25 protein-coding genes are annotated in these 25,183 nt (G+C 57.0%); 17 read left to right on the forward strand and 8 right to left on the reverse strand.

Translation table 11 applies throughout. The annotated features are described in order from the left end of the window. The first annotated feature begins 198 nt into the window (after nt 1-198). The gene (rpsD, locus tag ACR0BI_RS12535) at nt 199-819 is read left to right on the forward strand and encodes a 30S ribosomal protein S4 (RefSeq protein ID WP_170392466.1); all 621 of its coding nucleotides are present in this window, start codon (nt 199-201) and stop codon (nt 817-819) included. A 123-nt stretch (nt 820-942) separates the two neighbouring features. On the opposite strand, the gene ACR0BI_RS12540 is transcribed toward rpsD, so the two are convergent. After that, nucleotides 943-1,404 (reverse strand): Lrp/AsnC family transcriptional regulator, encoded by a 462-nt coding sequence (locus tag ACR0BI_RS12540; RefSeq protein WP_480562446.1) that lies wholly within the window; start codon nt 1,402-1,404, stop codon nt 943-945. A gap of 103 nt (nt 1,405-1,507) precedes the next feature. On the opposite strand from ACR0BI_RS12540, the gene ACR0BI_RS12545 reads away from it, so the two are divergent. The 4 genes from ACR0BI_RS12545 to ACR0BI_RS12560 all read left to right on the forward strand — a co-directional run bounded on the left by ACR0BI_RS12545 (nt 1,508) and on the right by ACR0BI_RS12560 (nt 5,808). Beyond that, nucleotides 1,508-2,923, forward strand: a complete 1,416-nt coding sequence (locus ACR0BI_RS12545; RefSeq protein WP_480562445.1) for an aminotransferase class V-fold PLP-dependent enzyme — start codon at nt 1,508-1,510, stop codon at nt 2,921-2,923. Nucleotides 2,924-2,987: 64 nt separating this feature from the next. Then, entirely contained in the window at nt 2,988-4,073 is a 1,086-nt protein-coding gene (gene hisC, locus ACR0BI_RS12550; protein ID WP_480562444.1) for a histidinol-phosphate transaminase, read from the forward strand. Then, nucleotides 4,070-4,990: a prephenate/arogenate dehydrogenase family protein gene (locus ACR0BI_RS12555; protein WP_480562443.1), complete on the forward strand. Its 921-nt coding sequence runs from the start codon at nt 4,070-4,072 to the stop codon at nt 4,988-4,990. The genes hisC and ACR0BI_RS12555 overlap by 4 nt, the downstream gene beginning before the upstream one ends. Beyond that, the gene (locus ACR0BI_RS12560; protein WP_170733006.1) at nt 4,987-5,808 is read left to right on the forward strand and encodes an extensin family protein; all 822 of its coding nucleotides are present in this window, start codon (nt 4,987-4,989) and stop codon (nt 5,806-5,808) included. The genes ACR0BI_RS12555 and ACR0BI_RS12560 overlap by 4 nt, the downstream gene beginning before the upstream one ends. Here the strand turns inward: ACR0BI_RS12560 and ACR0BI_RS12565 are convergent. Continuing rightward, nucleotides 5,805-6,806 (reverse strand): DUF2125 domain-containing protein, encoded by a 1,002-nt coding sequence (locus tag ACR0BI_RS12565; RefSeq protein WP_170609503.1) that lies wholly within the window; start codon nt 6,804-6,806, stop codon nt 5,805-5,807. The two genes, ACR0BI_RS12560 and ACR0BI_RS12565, sit on opposite strands and share 4 nt — an antisense overlap. Nucleotides 6,807-6,873: 67 nt before the next feature. Between ACR0BI_RS12565 and ACR0BI_RS12570 the strand changes: the two genes are divergently transcribed. From ACR0BI_RS12570 to ACR0BI_RS12580, 3 genes are all read left to right on the forward strand, one after another. Continuing rightward, nucleotides 6,874-7,404 (forward strand): gamma-glutamylcyclotransferase, encoded by a 531-nt coding sequence (locus ACR0BI_RS12570; protein ID WP_170392457.1) that lies wholly within the window; start codon nt 6,874-6,876, stop codon nt 7,402-7,404. Between the two features lie 68 nt (nt 7,405-7,472). After that, nucleotides 7,473-8,651 (forward strand): biopolymer transporter ExbB, encoded by a 1,179-nt coding sequence (locus ACR0BI_RS12575; RefSeq protein ID WP_170392455.1) that lies wholly within the window; start codon nt 7,473-7,475, stop codon nt 8,649-8,651. A gap of 3 nt (nt 8,652-8,654) precedes the next feature. Next, complete coding sequence (locus tag ACR0BI_RS12580; protein ID WP_480562442.1) at nt 8,655-10,334, forward strand: peptidoglycan -binding protein; 1,680 nt, start codon at nt 8,655-8,657, stop codon at nt 10,332-10,334. A gap of 87 nt (nt 10,335-10,421) precedes the next feature. Here the strand turns inward: ACR0BI_RS12580 and clpA are convergent, their stop codons facing one another. After that, on the reverse strand, nt 10,422-12,746 hold the full coding sequence (gene clpA / locus ACR0BI_RS12585) for an ATP-dependent Clp protease ATP-binding subunit ClpA (protein ID WP_170401887.1): 2,325 nt from the start codon (nt 12,744-12,746) through the stop codon (nt 10,422-10,424). A gap of 174 nt (nt 12,747-12,920) precedes the next feature. Then, nucleotides 12,921-13,688, reverse strand: coding sequence for a hydroxyacylglutathione hydrolase (gloB, locus tag ACR0BI_RS12590; protein WP_170512527.1), 768 nt, complete (start codon nt 13,686-13,688; stop codon nt 12,921-12,923). 61 nt (nt 13,689-13,749) lie between these two features. Here gloB and ACR0BI_RS12595 point away from each other — a divergent pair, with 61 nt between their 5' ends. From ACR0BI_RS12595 to ACR0BI_RS12630, 8 genes are all read left to right on the forward strand, one after another. Beyond that, on the forward strand, nt 13,750-14,484 hold the full coding sequence (locus tag ACR0BI_RS12595) for a methyltransferase domain-containing protein (protein WP_170401881.1): 735 nt from the start codon (nt 13,750-13,752) through the stop codon (nt 14,482-14,484). Between the two features lie 302 nt (nt 14,485-14,786). Next, the gene (locus ACR0BI_RS12600) at nt 14,787-15,347 is read left to right on the forward strand and encodes a F0F1 ATP synthase subunit delta (protein ID WP_170564161.1); all 561 of its coding nucleotides are present in this window, start codon (nt 14,787-14,789) and stop codon (nt 15,345-15,347) included. Continuing rightward, a complete protein-coding gene (atpA, locus tag ACR0BI_RS12605) occupies nt 15,348-16,886 on the forward strand; it encodes a F0F1 ATP synthase subunit alpha (RefSeq protein WP_170392443.1) in 1,539 nt (512 codons plus the stop codon). It begins immediately after the preceding gene. A gap of 15 nt (nt 16,887-16,901) precedes the next feature. Further along, a complete protein-coding gene (locus ACR0BI_RS12610) occupies nt 16,902-17,780 on the forward strand; it encodes a F0F1 ATP synthase subunit gamma (protein ID WP_480562441.1) in 879 nt (292 codons plus the stop codon). Between the two features lie 20 nt (nt 17,781-17,800). Continuing rightward, complete coding sequence (gene atpD / locus ACR0BI_RS12615) at nt 17,801-19,225, forward strand: F0F1 ATP synthase subunit beta (RefSeq protein ID WP_039537698.1); 1,425 nt, start codon at nt 17,801-17,803, stop codon at nt 19,223-19,225. 12 nt (nt 19,226-19,237) lie between these two features. Next, a complete protein-coding gene (locus ACR0BI_RS12620) occupies nt 19,238-19,648 on the forward strand; it encodes a F0F1 ATP synthase subunit epsilon (protein ID WP_170609502.1) in 411 nt (136 codons plus the stop codon). Nucleotides 19,649-19,765: 117 nt separating this feature from the next. Next, a complete protein-coding gene (locus ACR0BI_RS12625; protein ID WP_170636077.1) occupies nt 19,766-20,116 on the forward strand; it encodes an H-type lectin domain-containing protein in 351 nt (116 codons plus the stop codon). A gap of 103 nt (nt 20,117-20,219) precedes the next feature. Continuing rightward, a complete protein-coding gene (locus ACR0BI_RS12630) occupies nt 20,220-20,912 on the forward strand; it encodes a nitroreductase family protein (RefSeq protein WP_480562440.1) in 693 nt (230 codons plus the stop codon). 51 nt (nt 20,913-20,963) lie between these two features. Here ACR0BI_RS12630 and ACR0BI_RS12635 read toward each other — a convergent pair whose 3' ends face one another. After that, entirely contained in the window at nt 20,964-21,983 is a 1,020-nt protein-coding gene (locus ACR0BI_RS12635; RefSeq protein ID WP_480562439.1) for a ribose-phosphate pyrophosphokinase, read from the reverse strand. Nucleotides 21,984-22,091: 108 nt separating this feature from the next. On the opposite strand from ACR0BI_RS12635, the gene ACR0BI_RS12640 reads away from it, so the two are divergent. Further along, on the forward strand, nt 22,092-22,691 hold the full coding sequence (locus tag ACR0BI_RS12640; protein ID WP_480562438.1) for a DsbA family protein: 600 nt from the start codon (nt 22,092-22,094) through the stop codon (nt 22,689-22,691). A gap of 19 nt (nt 22,692-22,710) precedes the next feature. On the opposite strand, the gene ACR0BI_RS12645 is transcribed toward ACR0BI_RS12640, so the two are convergent. Genes ACR0BI_RS12645 through ACR0BI_RS12655 form a run of 3 tightly spaced genes read right to left on the reverse strand, consistent with a single transcriptional unit; the run spans nt 22,711 to nt 25,147 of the window. After that, on the reverse strand, nt 22,711-23,745 hold the full coding sequence (locus ACR0BI_RS12645; RefSeq protein ID WP_170401858.1) for a threonine aldolase family protein: 1,035 nt from the start codon (nt 23,743-23,745) through the stop codon (nt 22,711-22,713). After that, nucleotides 23,745-24,218: a YcgN family cysteine cluster protein gene (locus tag ACR0BI_RS12650; protein WP_170392426.1), complete on the reverse strand. Its 474-nt coding sequence runs from the start codon at nt 24,216-24,218 to the stop codon at nt 23,745-23,747. The genes ACR0BI_RS12645 and ACR0BI_RS12650 overlap by 1 nt, the downstream gene beginning before the upstream one ends. Then, on the reverse strand, nt 24,215-25,147 hold the full coding sequence (locus tag ACR0BI_RS12655; RefSeq protein ID WP_170392424.1) for a bifunctional riboflavin kinase/FAD synthetase: 933 nt from the start codon (nt 25,145-25,147) through the stop codon (nt 24,215-24,217). The genes ACR0BI_RS12650 and ACR0BI_RS12655 overlap by 4 nt, the downstream gene beginning before the upstream one ends. Nucleotides 25,148-25,183: the final 36 nt, after the last annotated feature.

The raw sequence follows: 25,183 nt of genomic DNA on the forward strand, positions 1-25,183 counted from the left end.
AAAGATTCCAACTCTAAGCAGAAATCCTACCCTTTGCTTGCTGTGGCGTGTTGACTCTGGCCGAAGCAGGGATATAAGCGCGGCTTCATTGGTGTTGGTGGCCCCCGCGAGGGGATGCCTGTCATGGGGGAAACCTCAAGAGGACAACGCCCTTCATAGTGGCCCATCGGGGCCTCAATCTAAAGAAGGAGTTCAGCCGTGACCAAACGCACGTCTGCCAAGTACAAAATCGACCGCCGGATGGGCGAAAACATCTGGGGTCGTCCGAAATCCCCGGTTAATCGTCGTGAATACGGCCCTGGCCAGCATGGCCAGCGCCGCAAGGGCAAACTGTCTGACTTCGGTCTGCAGCTGCGTGCCAAGCAGAAGCTGAAAGGCTACTACGGCGACCTGACCGAGAAGCAGTTCCGCCGCATCTATGCAGAAGCTGAGCGTGTCAAAGGCGACACCGGTGAAAACCTGATCGGTCTGCTGGAGCGCCGTCTGGACGCCGTTGTTTACCGCGCCAAGTTTGTTCCGACCGTGTTCGCCGCACGTCAGTTCGTGAACCACGGCCACGTTAAAGTGAACGGCAAGCGGGTCAACATCCCGTCCTATCGCGTCAAAGAAGGCGACGTTATCGAAGTGCGTGATAAGTCCAAGCAGTTGGCCGTTGTCCTGGAAGCTGTCGGCTTGGCCGAGCGTGATGTGCCTGACTACATCGACGCCGACCACTCGAAAATGACCGCGACTTTCGTGCGTGCACCGGGCCTGAGCGATGTGCCTTACCCGGTTATGATGGAACCGAACCTGGTCGTCGAATTCTACGCGAAGAACTAATCTTCGCCGACCTGTTGAGTTTAAGGGCCGCGCTTTCAGCGCGGTCTTTTTTGTTTTGATGGGGCTCTGCCCCAGTCGCTGCGCGACTCCCCCGAGATATATTTGGCCAGATGAAGAGGCGGATCAGATAGGAAGCGGGCGACTTTCGGCAATGGCCTCCATTGCGAAATAGGAGGTGACGCTGTCCAGTTCGATCTTATCGATGAGGCGTTGATAGACTTTGTCGTAAGAGGCCATATCTTCTGTAACGACCTTGAGTTGATAGTCATAGTCGCCGCCAATGCGATGGAAATCGACCACTTCAGGAATGGTCAGGACATGACTGCGAAAGGCCTGCAACCATTGGGCAGAGTGGTGGCGCGTGCGTAGCATGACGAAAACCACCAGATTCAGCCCAAGCTTTTCACGCGCGATGCGCGCCGTAGAACCTTGCAGGACACCCGCGTCGTTCAAGGCCCTTATTCTTCGCCAGCAGGCATTTTGGGACAGGCCGACCCTATCTGCCAATTCTCGCTGGGAAAGTGTTGCGTCTTTTTGCAGTTCCTTCAGAAGACGCGTGTCAATTTGATCTAATTTTTTCTCCATATAAACTCATATGACACAAAACTCGGACACATAAAGCATAAAATTGTGAGGTTTCCACAGGATGGATCAATCATATTGGAGTTAGCAATATGGAGCCTGTGTTATGACCTTGTCCAACTTTCGCGCAGAAATTCAATCTGCTGCTCACGGAAATACTCTGCGTGATGGGCTGATCGGTGAGGGGGTACTCATCCCGGGTCTGCATGGGGACGTGCCGCTTGTGTATGCGGACTACGTTGCCTCGGGTCGCGCGTTGCGACAGGTCGAAAATTTCGTGGCCGAGCATGTGTTGCCGTTCTATGCCAACAGCCACACCGAAGCCTCCTATTGCGGTTCCTATATAACCCGTTTGCGCCGCGAGGCGCGGGCCGAGATCGCCCGCATAGTTGGCGCCAAGGAAGAGGACGCGGTGATCTTTACCGGGTCTGGCGCTACAGCGGGTCTTAACCGGCTGGTTAGTCTGCTGGGAGTGCAAGAGGCTAATCAGCCGGTCGTTTTGATCGGTCCGTATGAGCATCATTCGAACATTCTGCCGTGGCGTGAAAGCAAGGCGCGGGTGATCGAGATTCCAGAAGCCGTTGACGGCGGTCCCGATATGCAGGCGCTAAAGGCAGTGCTGATCGAACACGCAGATTCCGATCTTGTGATTGGGTCATTCTCAGCGGCGTCAAACGTCACCGGCATCATCACCGACCCTGATCCAGTGACGCGGATGCTGAAAGAGCATGGTGCGCTTGCGGTATGGGACTATGCGGGTGGTGGACCTTATTTGCCAATGGACATGGGGCCGGAAGATGCGCGGAAGGACGCGATCGTTGTCTCTCCGCATAAGTTTCCGGGTGGGCCGGGGGCGTCGGGTGTTCTGGTCGTTAACCAATGCGTTGTGAAGCGGACGTGTCCGAGTTGGCCCGGAGGTGGGACTGTCAGCTTTGTCTCGCCTTGGCGGCACGACTACAGCGCCGATCTCGCGACACGGGAAGAGGCGGGTACACCAAATGTGATCGGAGACATTCGTGCGGCCCTGGCCTTCATTGTCAAGGATGCGGTCGGAACGGATGAAATCGCACAGCGTGAGGCGCAGTGTAACCGCATGGCGTTGGATGGGTGGTCCGACAACCCACATCTGACATTGCTAGGTGCCGAGAATGCACACCGCCTGCCGATATTCTCGTTCCTCGTGTGTGATCGGAATGGGCAGCCGGTGCATCAGCAGCTGTTTACCCGGATGCTCAGCGATATCTACGGCATCCAGGCACGTGGCGGCTGTGCCTGTGCCGGACCCTATGCGCATCGTTTGCTGGGCATTGATCGGGCAACGTCGGAAGAATTGCATGCGGCCCTGTCGGAGGGTGAGGAAATGAAGAAACCGGGTTGGGTGCGGTTGAATTTCTCTTACCTCATGAGCGAAGAGACCGTTCAGTTCATTATCGACAGCGTTAACGAGCTGTCGCGCCGGACCGAGGAGTTCGTCCCATTCTACAATGCCGATCCGGCGACGGCGCGCTTCAAAGCGGCGTAAGATAATTGCCGCTTTTCTCAACCCGTTGAGAAAGGTATGAGGGGCCAAGCTAGTGGAGCCCCTCATGAACCAGATCACACCTCAACCCGGCATAATGGACATCGCGCTGTATCAGGGCGGACAGTCGCATGTTGACGGTGTTGCGGATGTCATCAAGCTGAGTTCCAACGAAAACCCATTTGGGCCAAGTCCCAAGGCGATCGAAGCGGTGCGCGAAAGTGCCGTTTCGCTGCATCGTTATCCCAGCACCGATCATGCCAGCCTGCGCGCCGCAATTTCTGAACGGCACGGACTGGATGCCAATCGGGTCATCTGCGGTGTCGGCAGTGATGAAGTGTTGCAGTTCGTGGCGCAGGCCTATGCTGGTCCGGGTGATGAGGTGATATATACCGAGCATGGATTCTCCATGTATCCGATCATCGCGCGAATGGCTGGCGCGACCCCGGTCATAGTGCCCGAGAGAGATCGCCGTGTAGACGTAGATAGCATCCTTGCCGCGGTCACTGGGCAGACACGGATTGTCTTTGTGACCAATCCGGGAAATCCTACTTCAACCATGATCTCTGACGCCGAATTGCAGAGGTTGGCGGATGCATTGCCAGCCGATTGCCTGATGGTGCTGGATGGTGCCTATGCCGAATTTGTCGATGGTTTCGATGGAGGCGCAGGGCTGGTGGACCGGTTTAGCAATGTCATCATGACCCGGACGTTTTCGAAAGTGTACGGTCTAGGTGGGATGCGCGTTGGCTGGGGCTATGCGGCGAAAGAGATTATTGATGTGCTGAACCGCGTTCGTCAGCCATTCAACTTGTCGCTGACGGCTCTTGCAGCGGCCGAGGCCGCCGTGCGGGATGAGGAATATCTGCGGTTCTGCCTATCTGAAAATTCACGCCTCCGGATTTGGTTGTCTGATGAACTGGCGAAGGTTGGTGTCGCATCCGATGTGTCATGCACGAATTTCATCCTCGCCCGCTTTGCTGACAGGGCCGAGGCGGAAACCTGCGATGACTATTTGAAAACGCAGGGTTTGATCGTGCGGCGGGTCGCGGGCTACAACCTGCCAAACGCGCTGCGGATCACCGTAGGTGACGAAATCGCCTGCGGTCGCGTGGTTGCAGCGATTACTGCGTTCAAAGGGGGCGCTGTATGAGCCAGATTTACGACCGTGTTGCGCTGATCGGGTTGGGCCTGATCGCCTCGTCCATGTTTTGGGCAATCAAACGGGCTGGGCTTGCGGGCGAAGTGACGGGCTATGCGCGATCCGAGGCAACCCGCGAGACGGCGCGCCAGATCGGCCTTTGTGACCGGGTTTGCGAGACCGCGCAAGAGGCGGTCGAGGGTGCTGATCTGGTGGTTCTGTGTGTTCCGGTTGGCGCAATGGGACCGGTAGCGCAGCAGATTGCGCCGGTTCTAAAACCCGGTACCACCGTGTCCGACGTAGGGTCGGTAAAGCGTCACGTGATTGACGCCGTCTCACCACACATACCTGATGGCGTTCATTTCATTCCGGCGCACCCACTGGCTGGGACCGAGCATTCCGGGCCTGAATCGGGTTTCGCCGAACTGTTCGACAACCGTTGGTGCCTGTTGGTGCCGGTCGAAGATTCCGATCCGGATGCGATCGCTCGCCTGCGGGCTTTGTGGGAGGGTCTGGGATCGAATGTCGATGAAATGGACGCCGCGCATCATGATTTGGTGCTGGCGGTCACCTCGCACGCACCTCACCTGATTGCCTATACGATGGTGGGTGTTGCGGATGATCTCCGGCGGGTTACAGACACCGAAGTCATCAAGTATTCGGCAGCTGGTTTCCGCGATTTCACCCGCATCGCGGCTTCGGACCCGACGATGTGGCGTGATGTGTTTCTGACCAACAAAGACGCAACGCTGGAGATTCTGGGCCGGTTCACGGAAGAGCTCTTTGCGCTACAGCGGGCCATCCGAACAGGTGACGGAGAGCAATTGTTCGACTACTTTACGCGCACACGGGCGATCCGCCGCGGCATCATTGATGCGGGCCAGGATACGGATGCGCCAGATTTCGGGCGGGGAAAAACATCGACATGAGAAAGATCGGTTGCAGCCATTTGATTTTCTGCGTTGCTTTGGCGGCAACGACTGCAAATGCGGCGGCGCCTGAAACTTCTATTGTGCCGTTGACGCGCCCGGAAACCACCCAAGCGATGGTGGCAATCGTCACCCCCAACATCCGGCCTGTGCTACGGCCCGCTTCGCCGCAGGTAACGGCCGCTGCAGCCCGTCCCGCTGAATTACCATTGCTCGGGCCCGAGAATTCGATCCGCCCGTTTGTGCGCCCGGAAGAATTGGAACAACGCGTCTTTCTTAAGAAACGCAAGCTGCGTAAGGGTTCAGTCTGTGGCGATATCGATATTCAGGGTAAGCCGGTTGGACGTGTGAAGGGCAAGATCAAAGCCTGCGGGATTAAGGATGCAGTGCAAATCACCTCAGTATCGGGGGTCAGGCTGAGCCGCCCGGCGACGATGGATTGCGGCACTGCACAGGCGCTGAACAATTGGGTCGACAAAACTGTAAAGCCCACGTTCAAACGCCGAGGTCCGGTGGTCGAGCTACAGGTCGCCGCGCATTACGCCTGCAGAACACGTAACAACCGTAAAGGGGCGCGGATTTCTGAGCATGGTAAAGGGCGCGCCATCGACATTTCGGGCTTCAAGATGGCCGATGGTGAGGTGGTGACGGTTCTGAATGGCTGGCGCAAAAATCCGTCCAAGAAGCAACTGACCAAGGTATGGCGCGGCGCGTGTGGGCCATTTGGCACGGTTCTCGGACCAAACTCTGATCGCTACCATCGGGATCATTTCCACCTAGACACCGCGCGCTACCGCAGCGGCACCTATTGCCGTTAACGCAGTACCAGTCTCGGGGCAGGACCAAGGGGCAACGGACCCAAGGCGACGAACCCATCTCTGAAATTCAGCTGTAAATCCAGCGCATTTGGGTTGCCACCCAGTCCAGCCATGAAGCCCAATGCGCGGGTCACAGGATCGACTGCCTGATCCGGCAGCGCACCTGCGGCGTTTGCCATCGCGATCATGTCGCGCCAGTTTTCGGCTTTCATCGCAATTTCACCCGTTGGAATGCCCTGTTCGTCAACTTCCAGTTCGCCGGTGGCGAACAGACGCAGCTCACCCCATTTCATTTCTGCCAAACGCAGATCAATCGCAACGGGTTGGGGGCGACGCTGCTCAAGTGCGGTGCGGTCCCAGGGTTTGTCGAAAGTGACAAACATATCCATTTCCAGCGTTTCGAACGATTGCGGCAGGGTCGATGCTGAACGCATCAGGCGTCTCAGATCATCGCCGGGGGTAAATCCGTCGATCTTCGCGGTAATCCCATAGCTTTCGGGCGCTCCAGATTGCTCCATCACAAGGCTCAGCGACTGGCCTCCGGCTTGCGGATCACCTTCGGTTGTCAGCAGCCAGCGCTTTGAGGTCAGCGCCATTTTCTCGAGCACCAGCGCGACACCGGGTTGGAGCTGCAATTCGGCTTGTAGCGCTTCGGCCTGAACGGTCGTGGTCTGGTCGAAATAGGAAAGGCGCTGCGGCGTACTGGCAAAGCGCAGCATCTGGCGGCCGGGCCAGATTGCTGGACTTTGGAACTCGATCCAGTCCGCACTCCACGCCGTTCCGTTGACCGGATCGGCCAAAGCGGGATTATTCAGGCGTGTGATGTGCTGAAATGGATATCCTGCCGTCGACACGTCCGAGAATTCGGCCTGCCAGCCCAGTTCTTGCTGCCGGTCAAACCAACCGGTCAGGGCGTTTCGCAGACCATAACCGGCGACAAACCAGTAGGCGCTCCACGCGAGGGCGATAAATACGAAAACGCGTATCAGACGGCGCATGATGAATGGCCCTTTTTCCTGCCTCGGATTTGATGTTTATAGGGCCAAACGGGCAAGGACCAGTACAATGACGATGTGGGTATTCGGATATGGATCGCTGCTGTGGAACCCGGGCTTTCCGGTGGCACGCAGCGAACGCGCTAAGTTGCACGGATATGCGCGGTCGTTTTGCATGCGCTCTATCCACCATCGCGGCACGGAAGAAGACCCCGGTTTGGTATTGGCGCTGGACGAACAGCCAGACGCGCATTGCACTGGATTGGCGCTTGCTGTCGAGGCAGGTCACGAAGAGCGCACTTTGGCTGAATTGCGTGAGCGTGAGCTGATCTCGTCAGCCTATCTGGAGCGGATGCTGGACGTGCATCTGGACTGCGGGCAGATCGTAAATGCAGTGACTTACGTCATCGATGCTCACCACGTTCAGTATTGCGGCGGTCTTCCATTGGAAGAGCAGGCTCAGATCATCGCCCACGCGGTTGGCGGACGTGGGCCAAATACCGAATATCTCTACAATACTGCCTCGCACTTGACCGAGATCGGACTGCACGACCCTGATCTTGAGTGGTTGTCGCAACGGGTGCGGACAATCAGCGCATAAACTCTTGGCGTCACGGGGCGAACTTCGATAGGTTCAGCCCAGAGCAGACAATACCAGGAGCCACGCGCATGGCGCAGGCACAACAGGGCGTGAGACCACATTTCTCACAACCGATCCGTCAGATTTTGATGATGCTGATCGCAATAGGGCTGTCAGGACTTGGCGTGTTCATGGCGTTGCCATATGTACTGCCGGTTATTCAGGCCAATCTGTATCTTAACGGGTTCATTTTGCTGGTCTTTGTCATCGGTGTCGCTGCCTGTTTTCTGCAGGTCACACAGCTGATCGGATCGGTTCGTTGGATCGAAGCCTTTGCCGGAGGGGTCGAACGTGACGATGTGCGCCCGCCGCAACTGCTTGCCCCACTGGCGTCGTTGTTGAGGGAACGCGGGGCGCGGTCTCAGATCAGCTCTAGCTCTACCCGATCGATCCTCGATTCCGTCGCCGAACGGGTCGAAGAAGAGCGCGAGATCACCCGCTACATCACCAACGTGCTGATCTACCTTGGCCTACTGGGGACATTTTTTGGTTTGGCCACCACTGTCCCCGCCATCGTTGATACGATCCGCAGCCTGAACCCGCAGGAAGGTGAAGAAGGTCTGGCCGTCTTCAACCGTCTGATGACCGGATTGGAAGCGCAGCTGCAGGGCATGGGCGTTGCTTTTGGGTCGTCATTGCTGGGTCTGGCCGGATCCTTGATCGTCGGTTTGCTGGAACTATTCGCGGGCCATGGCCAGAACCGGTTCTATCGCGAATTGGAAGAATGGTTGTCCTCAATCACCCGCGTTGGCTTTGCTGCGGGCGATGAGGGCGGCGCGGAACTGGCCGTGCTGACCCCAGTACTGGACGCCATGTCTGAACAAATGGATGCACTGCAGGACATGTTCTCGGCGCAAGAAGTTGATCGCACGAACGTCTCGACCAAACTGGGACATTTGGTCGATGTCATCGGGGAAATGAACCAGCGGCAGGCCCAGACCGAAGGCGTAACGGCTGCGCTTGAACGTGTGGCGCTGGGGCAGGACGCTTTGTTGGATCACATGCGCGAACATGGCGCGGGCGAGGGGATCGATGCGGAAAGCCGCATGCGCCTGCGGTCGATGGATGTTCAGTTGCTGCGTATACTCGAAGAAATCTCCGCTGGTCGTCAGGACAGCATGAACGAACTGCGCAAGGATTTTGAGCTGCTGGTCAAAGCGTTGACTTTGCCACGGGGCGCCGTACGTACCCCCCCGGAAGGAGAGTAACCCATGGCGCTGTCCCGCCGCACAGGTCAACGGTTTTCGGGCTCGGTCTGGCCCGGCTTCGTGGATGCGATGACGGGATTGTTGATGGTGCTGACCTTTGTGCTGACCATCTTCATGGTCGTGCAATTTGTGCTGCGCGAAACCATTTCAGGTCAAGAGGATGAACTGACTGCGCTGTCCGACGAAATCGCCGCTCTGGCCGGGGCGCTGGGGCTGGAAGAGCGGGAAAACAGCCGTCTTCAAGCGCGTCTTGGGAACTTGAATGCAACGCTTAATCAGGTCGAAGACGATCTGGCGCAGGCACAAACCCGCATAACCGACTTTGAAGCACAGGTCGTGGCTTTGCTGGCTGATCAGGCGCGTGCGCAGGGGGATATCGCCGCGCTAGAAACGCAACGCGATGAGTTGCTAAATGAACAAGATGCCTTGAATTTGGCACTTGCTCAAAGCAGACAAGAAATCGACGCACAGGCCGAAGCCGCCCGCCTTGCCGCGGCTCGACGCGAAGCACTTGAAGCTCTCGTCGCCGAACTTGAAACCAGCGAAGATGCACAGGCAGCTCAGATATCCGAGCTAGAACAGCAACTGACCGAGGAAGAGGCCGCGCGCCTGGCCGAAGCCGCCGCTGCTGAGGCGTTGCGTGATCGTCTGCAGAATGCAGATGCCGAACTGACGGCAATGACCTTGGCGCTGGAAGCACAGCGAAAGGAAGCCGAGGACACTCTGACTTTGCTGGCTGCGGCACAGGCTGCCAAGGCAGAGCTTGAGCGCCAGTTTGGTGAGATCAATGCCGAAGAACTGAGGGCACAATTGCAAGCCGCATTGGATGCCCAAACCCAGGCGCAAGCAAATGCAGCCGAACAGAGGTCGCTGGCCGAAGAGCGCGCGGCGCTGCTGGCGCTCGCCCGAGAGGCGCTTGCATCGGAACAGGAAATCTCGACCGAAGCGCAACGTCAGACCGCGCTGCTTAATCAGCAGATGGCAGCCCTGCGCAGCCAGTTGGGATCGCTGCAGGCTTTGTTAGACGATTACGAAGAACGTAATACCGCCGCCGAGATCCAGATACAGACGCTGGGCCAGGATCTGAATGCCGCTCTAGCGCGCGCAGCCTCGGAAGAACGCCGTCGCCGACTGCTGGAAGAGGCTGAACGTATTCGGCTGGAAGCCGAGGCCGAGAAACTTGCAGGCCAAAATCAGGAACTAGCCGCACAGGCCGAGGATTTGCAGCGCTATCGCTCGGAATTCTTCGGGCGGTTGCGCGATGTGCTGGGTGATCAGGATGGCGTGCGCATTGAAGGTGACCGCTTCGTGTTCTCGTCTGAGGTGTTGTTTGCCACCGGGTCCGCAAATCTGTCTGCGGAAGGTCGTCAGGAGGTTGCCAAAGTTGCCAATATCCTGCGAAGCGTTGCCGCAGAAATACCCGAAGGGTTGAACTGGGTCATCCGTGTAGATGGTCACACCGACAATGTGCCGCTTGCAGGAAGCGGACGATATCGCGACAACTGGGAGCTCAGCCAGGGCCGTGCCCTTTCTGTGGTGCGCTACATGGTTGACGCGCTGGGCATTCCACCTGATCGTTTGGCGGCAAACGGGTTCGGAGAATTCCAGCCTGTTAATCCCGCCGACACACCCGAAGCGCGCGCCCAGAATCGTCGGATCGAGTTGAAGCTGACAGAGCGATAAGGCTGGTACGAACCAACTTGGATTACCTGCCAAAAATGAAAAACGCCCACCGAAAAGGTGGGCGTTTTTCGTTATAGAAGCCGTGGGTTAGTCCGCTGTCAAAAGCGGGGGCTTGTCGCCCGGAATGCGGGGCTGATCGGGGCCCAGGATTTCCAGGTTCAGCTCGCCCTTCTTCATCGAGACACGGACCACGCCGCCTTTGGCCAGTTTGCCGAATAGCAGTTCCTCGGCGAGAGGTTTCTTGATGTGCTCCTGAATGACACGGCCTAGAGGACGCGCACCCATCTTGTCATCATAGCCCTTGTCGGCCAGCCATTCGGCGGCACGCGGTGTCAGATCGATGGTTACGCCACGATCCAGCAACTGTGCTTCCAGCTGCAGGACAAACTTCTCAACGACCTGCAAAATGACCTCTTTCGGCAGCGGCGCGAATGAGATCACGGCGTCCAGGCGGTTGCGGAACTCCGGCGTGAACATACGTTCGATCGCTGCGGTATCCTCACCTTCGCGCCGGTCGCGGCCAAAGCCGATGGCGGCTTTCGCCTGTTCCTGCGCACCTGCGTTCGATGTCATGATCAGGACCACGTTGCGGAAATTCACCGTCCGGCCATTGTGGTCGGTCAGCTCGCCGTGGTCCATCACCTGCAACAGAATGTTGAACACGTCCGGGTGTGCTTTTTCAATTTCATCCAACAGCAATACGCAATGCGGATGCTGGTCGACACCATCGGTCAGCAAACCACCCTGATCAAATCCCACATATCCCGGAGGCGCACCGATCAGGCGACTGACTGCGTGTTTCTCCATGTATTCCGACATGTCGAAACGCAGCAGTTCAACACCAAGCGTGTCGGCCAACTGTTTCGCCACCTCTGTTTTGCCAACACCGGTGGGGCCAGCGAACAGATAGTTGCCGATGGGTTTTTCTGGCTCACGCAGACCGGCGCGCGCCAGTTTGATCGCACTGGACAGCGCTTCGATCGCTTCATCCTGACCAAACACCACGCGTTTCAGCGAGGTTTCGAGATCTTTCAGAACCTCGGCATCATCCTTGGTGACGTTCTTGGGTGGGATACGCGCAATCTTGGCAACCACCGCCTCGATCTCTTTGACGCCGATGGTCTTGCGACGTTTGCTTTCGGCCAGCAGGTGCTGCGCTGCCCCGGCCTCATCGATCACGTCGATGGCCTTGTCGGGCAGTTTGCGGTCGTTGATATAGCGCGCCGACAATTCGACAGCTGTCTTGATCGCGTCGGCAGTATATTTGATCGAGTGATGCTCTTCGAAATATGGTTTCAGACCGCGCAGAATTTTGACACTGTCCTCGACCGACGGCTCGTTCACGTCGATTTTCTGGAATCGGCGGCTCAGCGCGCGGTCTTTTTCGAAATGCTGACGGAACTCTTTATACGTGGTCGAGCCCATGGTGCGCAGTTTGCCACCCTGAAGCGCTGGCTTCAGCAGGTTCGACGCATCCATCGCTCCGCCCGAGGTTGCACCCGCTCCGATCACAGTGTGAATCTCGTCGATGAAGAGAACTGCATCAGGGTGCTCTTCCAATTCGGTCACAACCGCTTTCAGACGCTCTTCGAAATCGCCGCGATAGCGAGTTCCCGCAAGCAGGGCACCCATATCGAGCGAGTAGATGGTGGTTTCCGACAACACGTCCGGGGCCTCGCCCGCAACGATCTTATGCGCCAGACCTTCGGCGATGGCGGTTTTGCCGACACCGGGGTCACCTACCAGCAACGGGTTGTTCTTGCGCCGGCGACACAGCACCTGAATACAGCGTTCAACCTCGTCCGAGCGTCCGATCAGCGGATCTACATCACCGGCGCGTGATTTGGCGTTCAGATCAACGCAATATTTGCCAAGCGCACTTTCTTTTTGCTCGGCGTCACCAGATGTCGTCTGAGCCTCTTCTTCGGCTTCATCAGCACCCGTTACAGGACGATTCTCTCCATAGGCCGGGTCTTTGGCCACACCATGTGCGATGAAGTTTACCGCGTCATAACGGGTCATGTCCTGCTCTTGCAGGAAATAGGCTGCGTTGCTTTCACGTTCGGCGAAGATGGCCACCAATACATTGGCCCCGGTCACCTCTGTGCGGCCAGAGCTTTGAACGTGGATCGCGGCGCGCTGAATGACACGCTGGAAGGCTGCAGTCGGTACTGCTTCTGACCCGTCGATATCAGTGACGAGGTTTGACAGATCTTCGTCGATGAATTCGACCAAGGTGCTGCGTAACTCGTCCAGATCGACGCTGCACGCTTTCATGACGCGCACCGCATCGGGTTCTTCCAACAGCGCCAGCAGCAGATGCTCTAGCGTTGCGAATTCATGTCGCCGTTCATTCGCCGCCGCAAGGGCCGCGTGGATGGCTTGTTCAAGTGTGCTCGAGAATGAAGGCACGCGGGTGCTCCTCTGTATTGGGCCGGAAGGGGGCGGGCTGCAGGCCGGATCCCCATCCCAACCATGTCCTCATACTATTAGAGTTTGGTTGATCCCGCCCCGGCTTCAAGGGTTTTCTTTCACTTGACAGTCACATTTGTTGTGACCGTGGCCGTGATTGGGGCTTGAAACGGGTTAAAAGCTGTCTTTTTGGGCTCGAATTTCGGCGAATACGGACACAGGATCAGAGTTTTCCATGCCCAGATGGGCCTGAATCGCCGGATCAGTGGCCCTTAGAAACGGATTTGTCGCCTTTTCCAGGCCTAAAAGCGAAGGCACAGTAGGTTCTCCAGCAGCGCGGGCGCGATTAATATCGGCCACGCGGTCAAGCAAGGCTGGGTTGTCGGGATCGATGGTCAGGGCGAACTTGGCGTTTGCCTGTGTGTATTCGTGGCCTGAGCACACGATTGTTTCATCGGGCAGGGCCGCCAACTTGCTGAGAGAGGCCCACATTTGCGCAGGCGTGCCCTCGAACAATCGTCCACATCCCAGCGCCATCAGGCTGTCAGCGGTGAATACAACGCCAGTTTGGGGCATGTAGAATGCAATGTGCCCAATTGTATGACCGGACACATCAAGAACCTCGACCGGCTCACCGCCGATATAAAATGTGTCACCTTCAACCACCGCCTGATCGAGTTTTGGCAACCGATGCTCATCTGCTTTTGCGCCGATCACACGCGCGGGCTGTTTCGCCAGAATGTCGCCCAGCCCGTCCACATGATCCCAATGATGATGGGTCAGCAACACATGGCTTAGCTGCCAGCCGCGCGAATCCAGTTCAGCCAGAATCGGAGCTGCCTCTGGCGCATCGATCAAGGCAGTCTCACCGCTGGCGGGATCATGGGCGAGAAAGGCGTAATTATCGCTGAGGCAAGGAATGGTAACGATCTCAAGAGGCATGGCCTTTTGCCCTTTCATTGCTAGACTGCGCCCAGCTAAGCCGATTGACCGGGTGTCCGCAATGCATCTTGATGTGCAGGATCTGAGGAATTTCTACTATCGCAGCACCCTGGGTCGCGCGGCCCAGGCAGCGATCCGTGGTCGGTTGGTGGATCTTTGGCCCGAAGCCAAAGGGCAAACTGTGGTCGGATTTGGTTTTGCCGTACCTTTATTGCGGCCTTACCTCAAAGATGCGCGTCGTGTGATTGGTCTTATGCCTGGTCCGCAGGGTGTAATGCCATGGCCTGCGGGGATGCCCAATGTTTCCGTTCTGACCGAAGAGACGATGTGGCCAATCGAAACTGGCCATGTGGATAAACTCGTGGTGATGCATGGTTTGGAAACTTCAAACCGACCCAGCCAATTGCTGGAAGAATGCTGGCGCGTTCTGGGGCCCGGAGGGCGTGTGCTATTTGTCGTACCGAACCGGGCCGGGCTTTGGTCGCGCTCAGACCGGACGCCGTTTGGCTTTGGGCAGCCCTATTCAACGACCCAATTGGAAAACCAATTGCGAGCGCACCACTTCGTCCCTGAAAACCATTGCTCGGCGCTTTACCTGCCGCCTTCGTTCCGTCGGTTCTGGCTAAAATCAGGTAGCCTGATCGAGAAGACTGGACAACGCATCCCAACCGTTATGGCCGGAGGCGTGCTTATGGTTGAGGCCAGTAAACTCATTCGCCCGCCTAGCGGGAGCGTTACCAAAGACACAGCGAAGCGCCCGATCAAAGCGTTGGATGGTTTGTTAAAGCCTGCGTGACAGTCCGGCGCATTTTGAACGGAAAAAATGCGGGAAAAAGGTCACAGGAATCGCAAAAACCTGCATATTCGTAACATTTTTCAACTGCCCCAATCGGTCCAAAGGGTCGCAGTTGGGTTAAGTGTATGAAAAATAATAATTTGTGGATAAAGCTGTTACCGCTATAGCGTATTGCTTGGTTGGAACACCTCTGCTACATCCCCGGTGATTTTGATCCCCGCCCTAAATGGACGGGGTTTCCTCACGCCCCAAGGTAGCGGCCGCTACTCAAAATCGGGGCCTCAAATATCGGAAGGGTGGACGTGTCCGAACCAGCTTCGATTTCCACTGGCATCGCCGAGCGCTATGCCACCGCGATCTTCGAGATCGCCAAAGAGAATAATGACCTTGCAGGTCTGGAAAGCGGAATCAACGATCTGGCAGCCGCATTGGGTGATAGCGCAGAATTGCGCGACCTGATCGCATCGCCTTTGGTTTCGCGCGCCGAACAGGAAAGCGCAATCACTGCTGTTGCTGACAAGATGGGCCTACATGCCATCCTGCGCAATACGTTGGGTCTGATGGCGCAGAAACGTCGTCTGTTCGTTGTACCGCAACTGGTGCAGGTTCTGCGCGACATGCTGGCTGACGAGCGTGGCGAGGTGACCGCCGATGTCGCCTCGGCCAAGGCACTCACCAAGACCCAAATGGATAAACTGTCCAAGACGCTGTCCGAGCGTGTGGGCAAGACCGTGACAATCAATGCGACCGTTGATGAAAGCCTCATCGGCGGTCTTGTCGTTAAAGTGGGCTCGAAAATGATCGATAGCTCGATCCGTTCGAAGCTGAACTCCCTACAGAATGCAATGAAAGAGGTCGGATAAATGGGAATCCAAGCTGCAGAGATTTCTGCAATCCTGAAGGACCAGATCAAGAATTTTGGTCAGGAAGCCGAAGTGGCCGAGATCGGCCGCGTGCTGAGCGTCGGTGACGGGATTGCCCGTGTATACGGCCTGGACAATGTGCAAGCCGGTGAGATGGTCGAATTCCCCGGCGGCATCATGGGTATGGCGCTGAACCTGGAAAGCGACAACGTCGGTGTTGTTATCTTCGGTTCCGACCGTGACATCAAAGAAGGTGACACTGTTAAGCGCACCAACTCGATCGTGGACGTTCCGATCGGTGACGAGCTGCTGGGCCGCGTTGTTGACGGTCTGGGCAACCCGCTGGACGGCAAAGGCCCGATCAACGCGACCAAGCGTGGCGTTGCAGACGTTAAAGCGCCGGGCATCATTCCGCGTAAATCGGTTCACGAGCCGATGGCAACCGGCCTGAAATCGGTTGACGCAATGATCCCAATCGGCCGTGGCCAGCGTGAGCTGATCATTGGTGACCGTCAGACCGGTAAAACCGCCGTTGCTTTGGACGCGATCCTGAACCAGAAAGTTTACAACGACGCAGCAGGCGACGACGAGTCGAAGAAGCTGTACTGCGTGTACGTTGCGATCGGTCAGAAGCGTTCGACCGTTGCTCAGCTGGTGAAGAAACTGGAAGAGTCCGGCGCGATCGACTACTCGATCGTTGTGGCGGCAACCGCGTCCGACCCGGCACCGATGCAGTTCCTGGCACCTTACGCCGCGACCGCGATGGCTGAATACTTCCGCGACAACGGCCGCCACGCGCTGATCATCTATGATGACCTGTCGAAGCAGGCTGTGTCCTATCGTCAGATGTCGCTGCTGCTGCGCCGTCCGCCCGGACGTGAAGCCTATCCTGGCGACGTTTTCTACCTGCACTCGCGCCTGCTGGAGCGTTCGGCGAAGCTGAACGAAGACTTCGGTGCGGGCTCGCTGACCGCTCTGCCGGTTATTGAAACGCAAGGTGGTGACGTTTCGGCGTTTATTCCGACCAACGTGATCTCGATCACCGACGGCCAGATCTTCCTGGAAACCGAACTGTTCTACCAAGGCATCCGCCCTGCTGTGAACACCGGTCTGTCGGTTTCGCGTGTGGGCTCCTCGGCTCAGACCAACTCAATGAAGTCGGTTGCTGGTCCGGTTAAGCTGGAACTGGCTCAGTACCGCGAAATGGCTGCCTTTGCGCAGTTTGGTTCTGACCTCGACGCCGCGACCCAGCAGCTGCTGAACCGTGGTGCGCGTCTGACCGAGCTGATGAAACAGCCGCAGTACTCGCCGCTGACCAACGCTGAAATCGTCTGCGTAATCTTCGCCGGTACCAATGGTTACCTCGATAAGATCGACGTGTCCGATGTTGGCCGTTACGAAGCTGGCCTGCTGGCGCACCTGCGCGGCAAGCACGCGGATCTGCTTCAGTGGATCACGGACGAAGATCCCAAGATCAAGGGTGACGCTTCCGACAAGATCAAGGCTGCGCTGGACGAATACGCCGCAACCTTCGCTTAAGGGAGAGGCGGGCATATGCCAAATCTTAAGGACCTTAAAAACAGGATCGAGTCGGTCAAATCGACCCGCAAGATCACCAAGGCCATGCAGATGGTCGCGGCTGCAAAACTGCGTCGCGCCCAGGAATCTGCCGAAGCCTCGCGTCCCTATGCCGAGCGGTTCAATGCCGTGATGGCGGGGCTGGCGGCTTCGGTCGGGGGCAGCGACAGCGCCCCCAAGCTGCTCCGTGGCACGGGCAGTGATGATGTCCATCTGCTGGTTGTCATGACAGCTGAACGCGGCCTGTGTGGCGGCTTCAACTCGAACATCGCCAAGCTCGCTCGCCAAAAGGCGGACGAGTTGCGCGCCAAAGGCAAGACGGTCAAGGTTTTGACCGTCGGCAAAAAAGGCCGCGACGCGCTCAAGCGTGATTTTAGCGATCTGTTCGTTGGACATATCGACCTGAGCGAGGTCAAGCGTCTGGGGTATTCCAACGCGCAAGACATCGCCAAGGACGTCCTGTCTCGTTTCGACGGGGGTGAGTTCGACGTTGCCACGATCTTCTACTCGAAGTTCGTCAACGTTGTGACCCAGATCCCGACGGCACAGCAGGTCATCCCCGCCTCGTTCGAAGACGATGCGACGGGTGACGACAGCGGTGCGGTATTCGACTACGAGCCCAGCGAAGAGGCCATCCTGGCCGACCTGCTGCCTAAGGGGGTTGCCACCGCGATCTTCTCGGCTCTGCTCGAAAACGGAGCGTCTGAACAGGGTGCACGGATGTCCGCAATGGACAACGCGACACGCAACGCGGGTGAGATGATCGACAAGCTGACGATCCAGTTCAACCGCTCGCGTCAGGCCGTGATCACCAACGAGCTGATTGAAATTATTTCCGGCGCCGAAGCGCTGTAGAGACATACCGGAGACGAAACATGGCGAATGCAAAAGGCAAAGTCACACAGATCATCGGGGCCGTCGTCGACGTGCACTTCGAAGATCAGCTGCCTGAAATTCTGAACGCGCTGGAAACCACCAACAACGGCAAGCGCCTGGTGTTGGAAGTTGCTCAGCACCTGGGTGAAAACACCGTCCGTACCATCGCGATGGACGCGACCGAAGGTCTGGTTCGTGGCGAGGCAGTCACCGACACCGGCGCACCGATCTCGGTTCCGGTTGGCAACGCCACCCTGGGCCGCATCCTGAACGTGGTTGGTGAGCCGATCGACGAAAAAGGCCCGGTTGAAGCAACCGAAGCCCGTGCGATCCACCAGCCCGCGCCGACTTTTGATGAACAGTCGACCGAGTCGGAAGTTCTGGTCACTGGCATCAAGGTTGTTGACCTGCTGGCCCCTTACGCCAAAGGCGGTAAGATCGGCCTGTTCGGCGGTGCCGGCGTTGGTAAAACCGTTCTGATCATGGAACTGATCAACAACATCGCAAAAGTGCACTCGGGCTTCTCGGTGTTCGCGGGTGTTGGTGAACGGACCCGTGAAGGCAACGACCTATACCACGAGATGATCGAATCGAACGTTATTAAACCGGACAACCTGTCGGAATCGCAGGTGGCCCTGGTTTACGGTCAGATGAACGAACCTCCCGGAGCGCGTGCACGTGTTGCTCTGACAGGGCTGACCCTGGCTGAGCAGTTCCGTGACCAGTCCGGTACCGACGTTCTGTTCTTCGTCGACAACATCTTCCGTTTCACGCAGGCGGGTTCTGAGGTTTCGGCTCTGCTGGGTCGTATTCCTTCGGCGGTGGGCTACCAGCCGACCCTGGCCACCGACATGGGTGCCCTGCAGGAACGCATCACCTCGACCAAGTCGGGTTCGATCACGTCCGTGCAGGCGATCTACGTGCCTGCGGACGACCTTACCGACCCTGCGCCGGCAACCTCGTTTGCACACTTGGACGCGACCACCGTTCTTAACCGTGCGATCTCGGAAAAGGGTATCTACCCGGCGGTTGACCCGCTCGACTCGACCTCGCGTCTGCTCGACCCGGCCATCGTTGGTGAAGAGCACTACAAGGTCGCAACCGACGTTCAGCAAATCCTTCAGCGCTACAAGTCGCTGCAGGACATCATCGCCATCCTCGGCATGGACGAACTGTCGGAAGAAGACAAACTGACCGTTGCCCGTGCCCGTAAGATCGAGCGCTTCCTGTCGCAGCCGTTCGACGTGGCCGAAGTCTTTACCGGTTCGCCGGGCGTTCAGGTTCCTCTGGATGTGACCATCGCGTCGTTCAAAGCGGTTGTCGCTGGTGAATACGATCACCTGCCCGAAGCGGCCTTCCTGATGGTTGGCGGCATCGAAGAAGTGATCGCCAAAGCGGAGAAGATGGCCGCAGAAGCCGCCTAAGGAGTATCCCTGATGGCAAACACGATGCAATTCGACCTCGTCAGCCCTGAGCGGAGCCTTGCTTCGCTTAGCGCGACGGCGGTCCAGATTCCCGGCGCGGACGGGGACATGACGGCAATGCCCGATCATGCCCCCACAATTACAACTCTGCGCCCGGGCATCCTGAAGGTCGAAGCACCCGAAGGGGCCAGTGAATACCTGGTCACCGGCGGGTTTGCTCAGATCAATGGCGATGGCCTGTCGGTTCTGGCCGAAAAGGCCATTCCGGTTGCTGAAGTAACACGTTCGCATCTGGACGATCTGATCGCTGACGCCCGCGCCTCGCACGAGGCAGCCAAGGCCGGTGACGATCAGACCATCGTCGACGATGCTGCAAAGTTGCTGGCTGACATGGAAGCTCTAGGAACGCATATGAGCCTGTAAGGGTTCATGACATTCTGATCACTTGGAACGGCCCCGTATACGCGGGGCCGTTTTTTTGTCGTGATTTTGCCATTCGCTGAAGTTAAGCTGCAGGAATTGAACAATAAAAGACGATAGATGAAAAAGTTTCAAACCCATCCCATCGGCATTGATCAGGGCGAGGAGGTCTTGTTTTCCGATTTCGCCGATGGTGGCGTGATGTGGACTGGTGAGGGCCCGCGTGAGCGTCGCGTAAGCGTCCGTTTTTCAGAAGTGTTCCGCTCTGTGCCAATCGTCCAGATAGGCGTGGTGCTTTGGGATGTGGATACGTCTTCCGCTTTACGCGCTGAAGTTCAGGCCGAAGATATAACGTCGGAAGGATTCAATGCGGTGTTTCGCACCTGGTCCGATACGCGTATCGCCAGAATTCGGGTGAATTGGACCGCAATTGGAGATGTTTCGCATGAAGACGATTGGGATATCTCGTGAAGCAGGCCTGTTCGTGAGATAAGATTGCGCACCTTCGCGCGTCGTCCCATAAAGAAGACTGTCCACCCCAAATAGCGGCTAACGCAACCGGAGGATCTTACAGGTGTTTGCACGAGATCATATCGAATACGAAGCCTTGGATCTTCCGGATCGTATGGACTTGTCTGATGAAGAAATGCTGACCGAAGCGCGAGCGTTCTACGACAAGATGAAACGCCGCCATACCGTGCGTGATTATTCGGACCGGCCCGTCGAGCGCACGGTCATCGAAGAGTGCATTCGCGCAGCCGGAACAGCGCCCTCAGGGGCCAATCATCAGCCCTGGCACTTTGTGGCAATCTCGAACCCTGAGATGAAGCACCGTATTCGGGAAGAAGCGGAAGCTGAAGAGCGCAGGTTTTATGAAGGCGGTGCCGGGGATGAATGGCTGAAGGCGCTTGAACCAATCGGGACTAACGATCAGAAGCCGCATCTGGAAGACGCACCGTGGCTGATAGTGATTTTCGCCCAACGTTGGGGTCATTTCGCTGATGGAGATCGGTTCAAAAACTACTACGTGCCTGAAAGCACGGGCATTGCCACGGGCTTTTTGTTGACGGCGCTGCACCATGCAGGGCTGGTATCGCTGACCCACACACCCAACCCGATGAAATTCCTGAATAAACTGCTAAACCGCCCTGATCATGAAAAGCCTATTATGATCGTAGCTGTAGGCCACCCGCAAGACGACGCGAAGGTGCCAAAAGTTGCAAAGATGAAAAAACCGTTGGAAGAAATCATGACGGTCGCCGAATAGGCAGGCCGTCATGAATTCAGACATTATCTATGGTAGTCAGCAGTTTTTCGATCAATCCATATGATAAAGTGACTCGTAGATCGGCGTCAGTGTCTTGTCTTCGAACAGCGATGATACACTTGTGCCGTTCCAAATGTTCAGGATCGCCTGCGTAAAGATCGGCGCGGTGGGTACGATGCGGATGTTGGCGGCCTTGTTGATCTCGACCGTAGGCTGGATCGTGTCCGATAGGACCAGAGATTTCATCACCGAATTGGTCACACGTTCAACCGCCGGTCCACTCATGACACCGTGGGTGATGTAGGAGTGTACTTCCTTGGCGCCGTTATCCATCAGCACCTGGGCAGCTTTGCACAGAGTGCCAGCGGTATCGCAAATGTCATCGACAATCAGGCAGATTTTGTCTTTCACGTCACCAATGACCGTCATCTCGGCCACTTCGCCTGCCTTTTCGCGGCGTTTGTCAACGATCGAAAGGGGCGCATTGATGCGTTTGGCCAATTCACGGGCACGTGCAACACCGCCGACATCCGGCGAGACCACCATCAGGTCGTCCATCTGATCCTTGAATTGTTTCTTCACATCCAGGGCAAAGATCGGAGAGGCATATAGGTTGTCCACCGGCATGTCGAAAAAGCCCTGAATCTGGGCTGCGTGCAGATCCATGGTTAGAATCCGTTCGATACCCGCACCAGTCAGCATGTTTGCCACCAGCTTGGCGCTGATTGGCGTGCGCGCTTTGGTGCGGCGGTCCTGACGGGCGTACCCGAAATACGGAATGACAGCGGTGATCCGGGCTGCGGATGAACGGCGCAGGGCATCTGCGATGATCAGCAGCTCCATCAGATTGTCATTGGCGGGGTTCGAGGTTGGTTGAACGATAAACATATCTTCACCGCGCACATTCTCGAAAACCTCGACGAAAATCTCTCCGTCGTTGAACCGTTCGACCCTTGCATCGACCAGCCCCTGGTCAACGCCGCGATGAAGGCTCATGCGACGTGCAATGGTTTCGGCAAGCGGAAGATTGGCGTTCCCAGCGATAAGCTTGGGTTCGTGAAGTGTCGGCATCGGCTGATTTTCCCCGGGCAGCAGTGGCAATGTGACAGATTCGTGATGTTGACACCGCTTAGCATGGGTCTACCGTCCCGCAAAGATAACGCAGCGGAGAAAGTGAACATGGCCCAGATTGACTACTTTTTTGCGACACTCTCGCCCTATTCCTATCTGGCGGGAATGCGCCTTGAAGAGATCGCGGCAAAACACGGTGCGACGATCAACTATAAACCATTGGATATTGTTGCCCTGTTCGGCCGGACAGGTGGAACGCCACCAAAAGACCGACATATATCTCGCATCGAATACCGCGCGCAGGAATTGGTGCGCCAAGCGCGCAATCTGGATATGCCGTTGAACCTGCAGCCTGCGCACTGGCCGACGAACATGGCACCGTCCTCTTACGCTGTGATCGCAGCAGTACAGGATGGATCAGGTGATGTGGGTAAACTTTGCCATTCCTTCTTGCGTGCCTGCTGGGCAGAAGAAAAGGACATCTCTGATGATGGCGTGATCCGGGATTGCTTGGAACAGGCAGGATTTAGTCCAAATCTAGCTGATAGTGGCCTGTTGGTAGGTGCGGAAACCTACGCCGCAAATCTGGAAGAAGCCGTGGACCGGGGTGTTTTCGGGGCACCTTTCTACATCACACCGGACGATCAGAGGTTCTGGGGACAGGACCGTCTTGATGATCTGGACAAGCATCTGGCTGAGATGAAATAGCCGGGGCAGGGAGGCACGGCTACAAGAGGTTCAGAAACCGATCGATCTGGTCGGTTTCGATGGACCAGTCACAGACAAGGCGGCAGGCCAGCATCTCGTCTTCGTCGACACCGTCCAACGTATCGCCCCACAGGTGATAAACGGCGCCGGCCTCGTGCAGGCGCTTGTGTTGGCTGCGAGGAAAGCTTGCGAAAATCATGTTTGCCTGGGGTTCATGCAGGAATTCTGCCCCGACTGCCCGCAGACCACCCGCCAATCGCGCGCAATTGGCATTCGCTTTGCGAGCTGATTTCAGCCACAGGTCATCCTGCAGATAAGCAGCCATCTGGGCCGACAGATAACGGTGCTTGGAAAACAGGTGCGCCCCGCGCTTGCGCCGCAGCTCGAACTCCCAAGCTTTGCTTTCGTCGAAGAAGATTACGGCCTCGACACCCATCAGCCCGTTTTTGGTGCCGCCAAAGCTGACTGCGTCAACACCAGATTTCCACGTCATCTCTGCCGGTGAGCAATTCAAAGCGACCAGAGCGTTAGTGAAGCGTGCACCATCCATATGCACCGGCAACCCATACTTCTTGGCAACGCCACACAAGGCTTGAAGTTCGGCAAGCGAGTAAACCGAGCCACGCTCGGTCACCTGAGTGATCGAGACAGGCCCGCGCTGCGGACCATGCACGCCGCGGGTTTCTTCCCCCTCAATGGACTTGGTCAATGCTTCGGGGGTCATCTTGTCGCCACCCGGCACCAGAGTCAGTTTCGCGCCGGTGTAGAATTCGGGGGCATTGCACTCATCCTCATGGATATGAGCAACGGGTGAACAGAACACGGTTTCCCACGGCTTGCTCAGCGTTGCCAACGCCAGTGAATTCGCTGCCGTTCCCGTAGCGACCAGATAAACTGCCGCACCCGGTGCTTCGAAAATGCCGCGGATTTGGTCGCGCACTTCGTTCATCAAGGTGTCGGCGCCATAAGCCATCTGATAGCCCTGATTGGCTTCGGCCAATGCGGCCAGAACTTCGGGATGAACAGGCCCGGAATTATCAGAGGCAAAATGCATTAATTCGGCTCCTCGATGATGTAGTCTTCCCACTCTTCCATGGGCGTTTCGAATTCAGATACGGTTCGCCGCTGCACGGAGACTCCGGCGGTGTGAACGCTTTCAGGCGTACCTGATAGCAAAGGGTGCCAGTCGTAAAGCGGTTTGCCTTCCCAGAGCAGTCGATAGGCGCAAGTCTGGGGCAGCCAATAGGCATGGTTGTCGATGTTATCGGGTGTCATGACGATGCATTCGGGCACGAATTGGTGGCGGATATCATATTGGGTGCACCGGCAAGTTTCGTCATCCAGCAGGCGACAGGCAACACAGGTCAATGCGACCTCGCCCGTATCTTCGTCTTCCAGCTTGTTAAGACAGCATTTGCCGCAACCATCGCACAGGGCCTCCCACTCACGCTGGTTCATCTTGCGCAGCGGCTTGCATTCCCAGAATCGGGGCGCGAGGCCAGCTCGATCGATTGGATCCGTAGTCATGTACTGGCCAGTATCTCTCTCGCGCGCGCGCAATCGGCATCCATCTGCGAGATCAACCCGTCGAGGCCGTCGAATGTCATTTCGGGTCGCAGATAGTCGACCAGACCAACGGACAGCGTGGCACCGTAAAGATCACCTGAGAAATTGAACAGAAATGTCTCGATGTTAGGAACCTCGCCTTGGAACATGGGCCGGGTCCCGACCGATGCCGCCCCGTGATAGCTGCCCTGATGCGGGCCATCCAGGACGTCGACCAAAACTGCATAAACGCCGAATCTTGGAGGGTGCAGTCCTTCGATCGACATATTGGCTGTCGGGTACCCCAACTCTCGTCCGCGTTGCTCGCCTCCGACGACCTCACCCTCAATCCGGTGCCAGTGCCCCAGCATTGTTGCCGCATCGCGCGGGCGCCCCTCTGACAGAGCTGTCCGGATCGCAGTCGACGAAACCACATTCTCGGTGCGCTCCAACAGGGGCGCGATGGTCACACCGAACCCCATCTCTTCGCCAAAGCGAACCAGGTCCTGAGGGTTACCGCTGCGCCCTTTGCCAAAACAAAAATCGGCACCCACGACAACATGAGAAAGCCCCAGACCATCGCATATGACATTCCTCGCAAAAGCTTCGGGCGTCATTCCCGCGAGCGTTGAATTAAAAGGCAGTTCATAAAGCTTCTGCACGCCGAGTTTTTCCAGCCGGTGCGCGCGCGCATTGCCGCGCATCAGACGAAAGGGCGGTGCCTCTGGGGAAAAATACTCTCGTGGATGCGGCTCAAATGTCATGACCCCCAGCGGCGCGTTCAATTCAGCATTGCGCGCCAACTCGATGACGGATTGATGGCCAAGATGAACACCGTCAAAGTTCCCGATGGCGACACTTGCGCCTCGGTCTTCTGGTTCAACAAACTGGAAGTCCCGGATGATATGCATGCGGCTTGCCTAGCGGGACTGCCCGTCAGGTTCAAG

Source organism: Ruegeria sp. E5 (genome assembly GCF_056534105.1).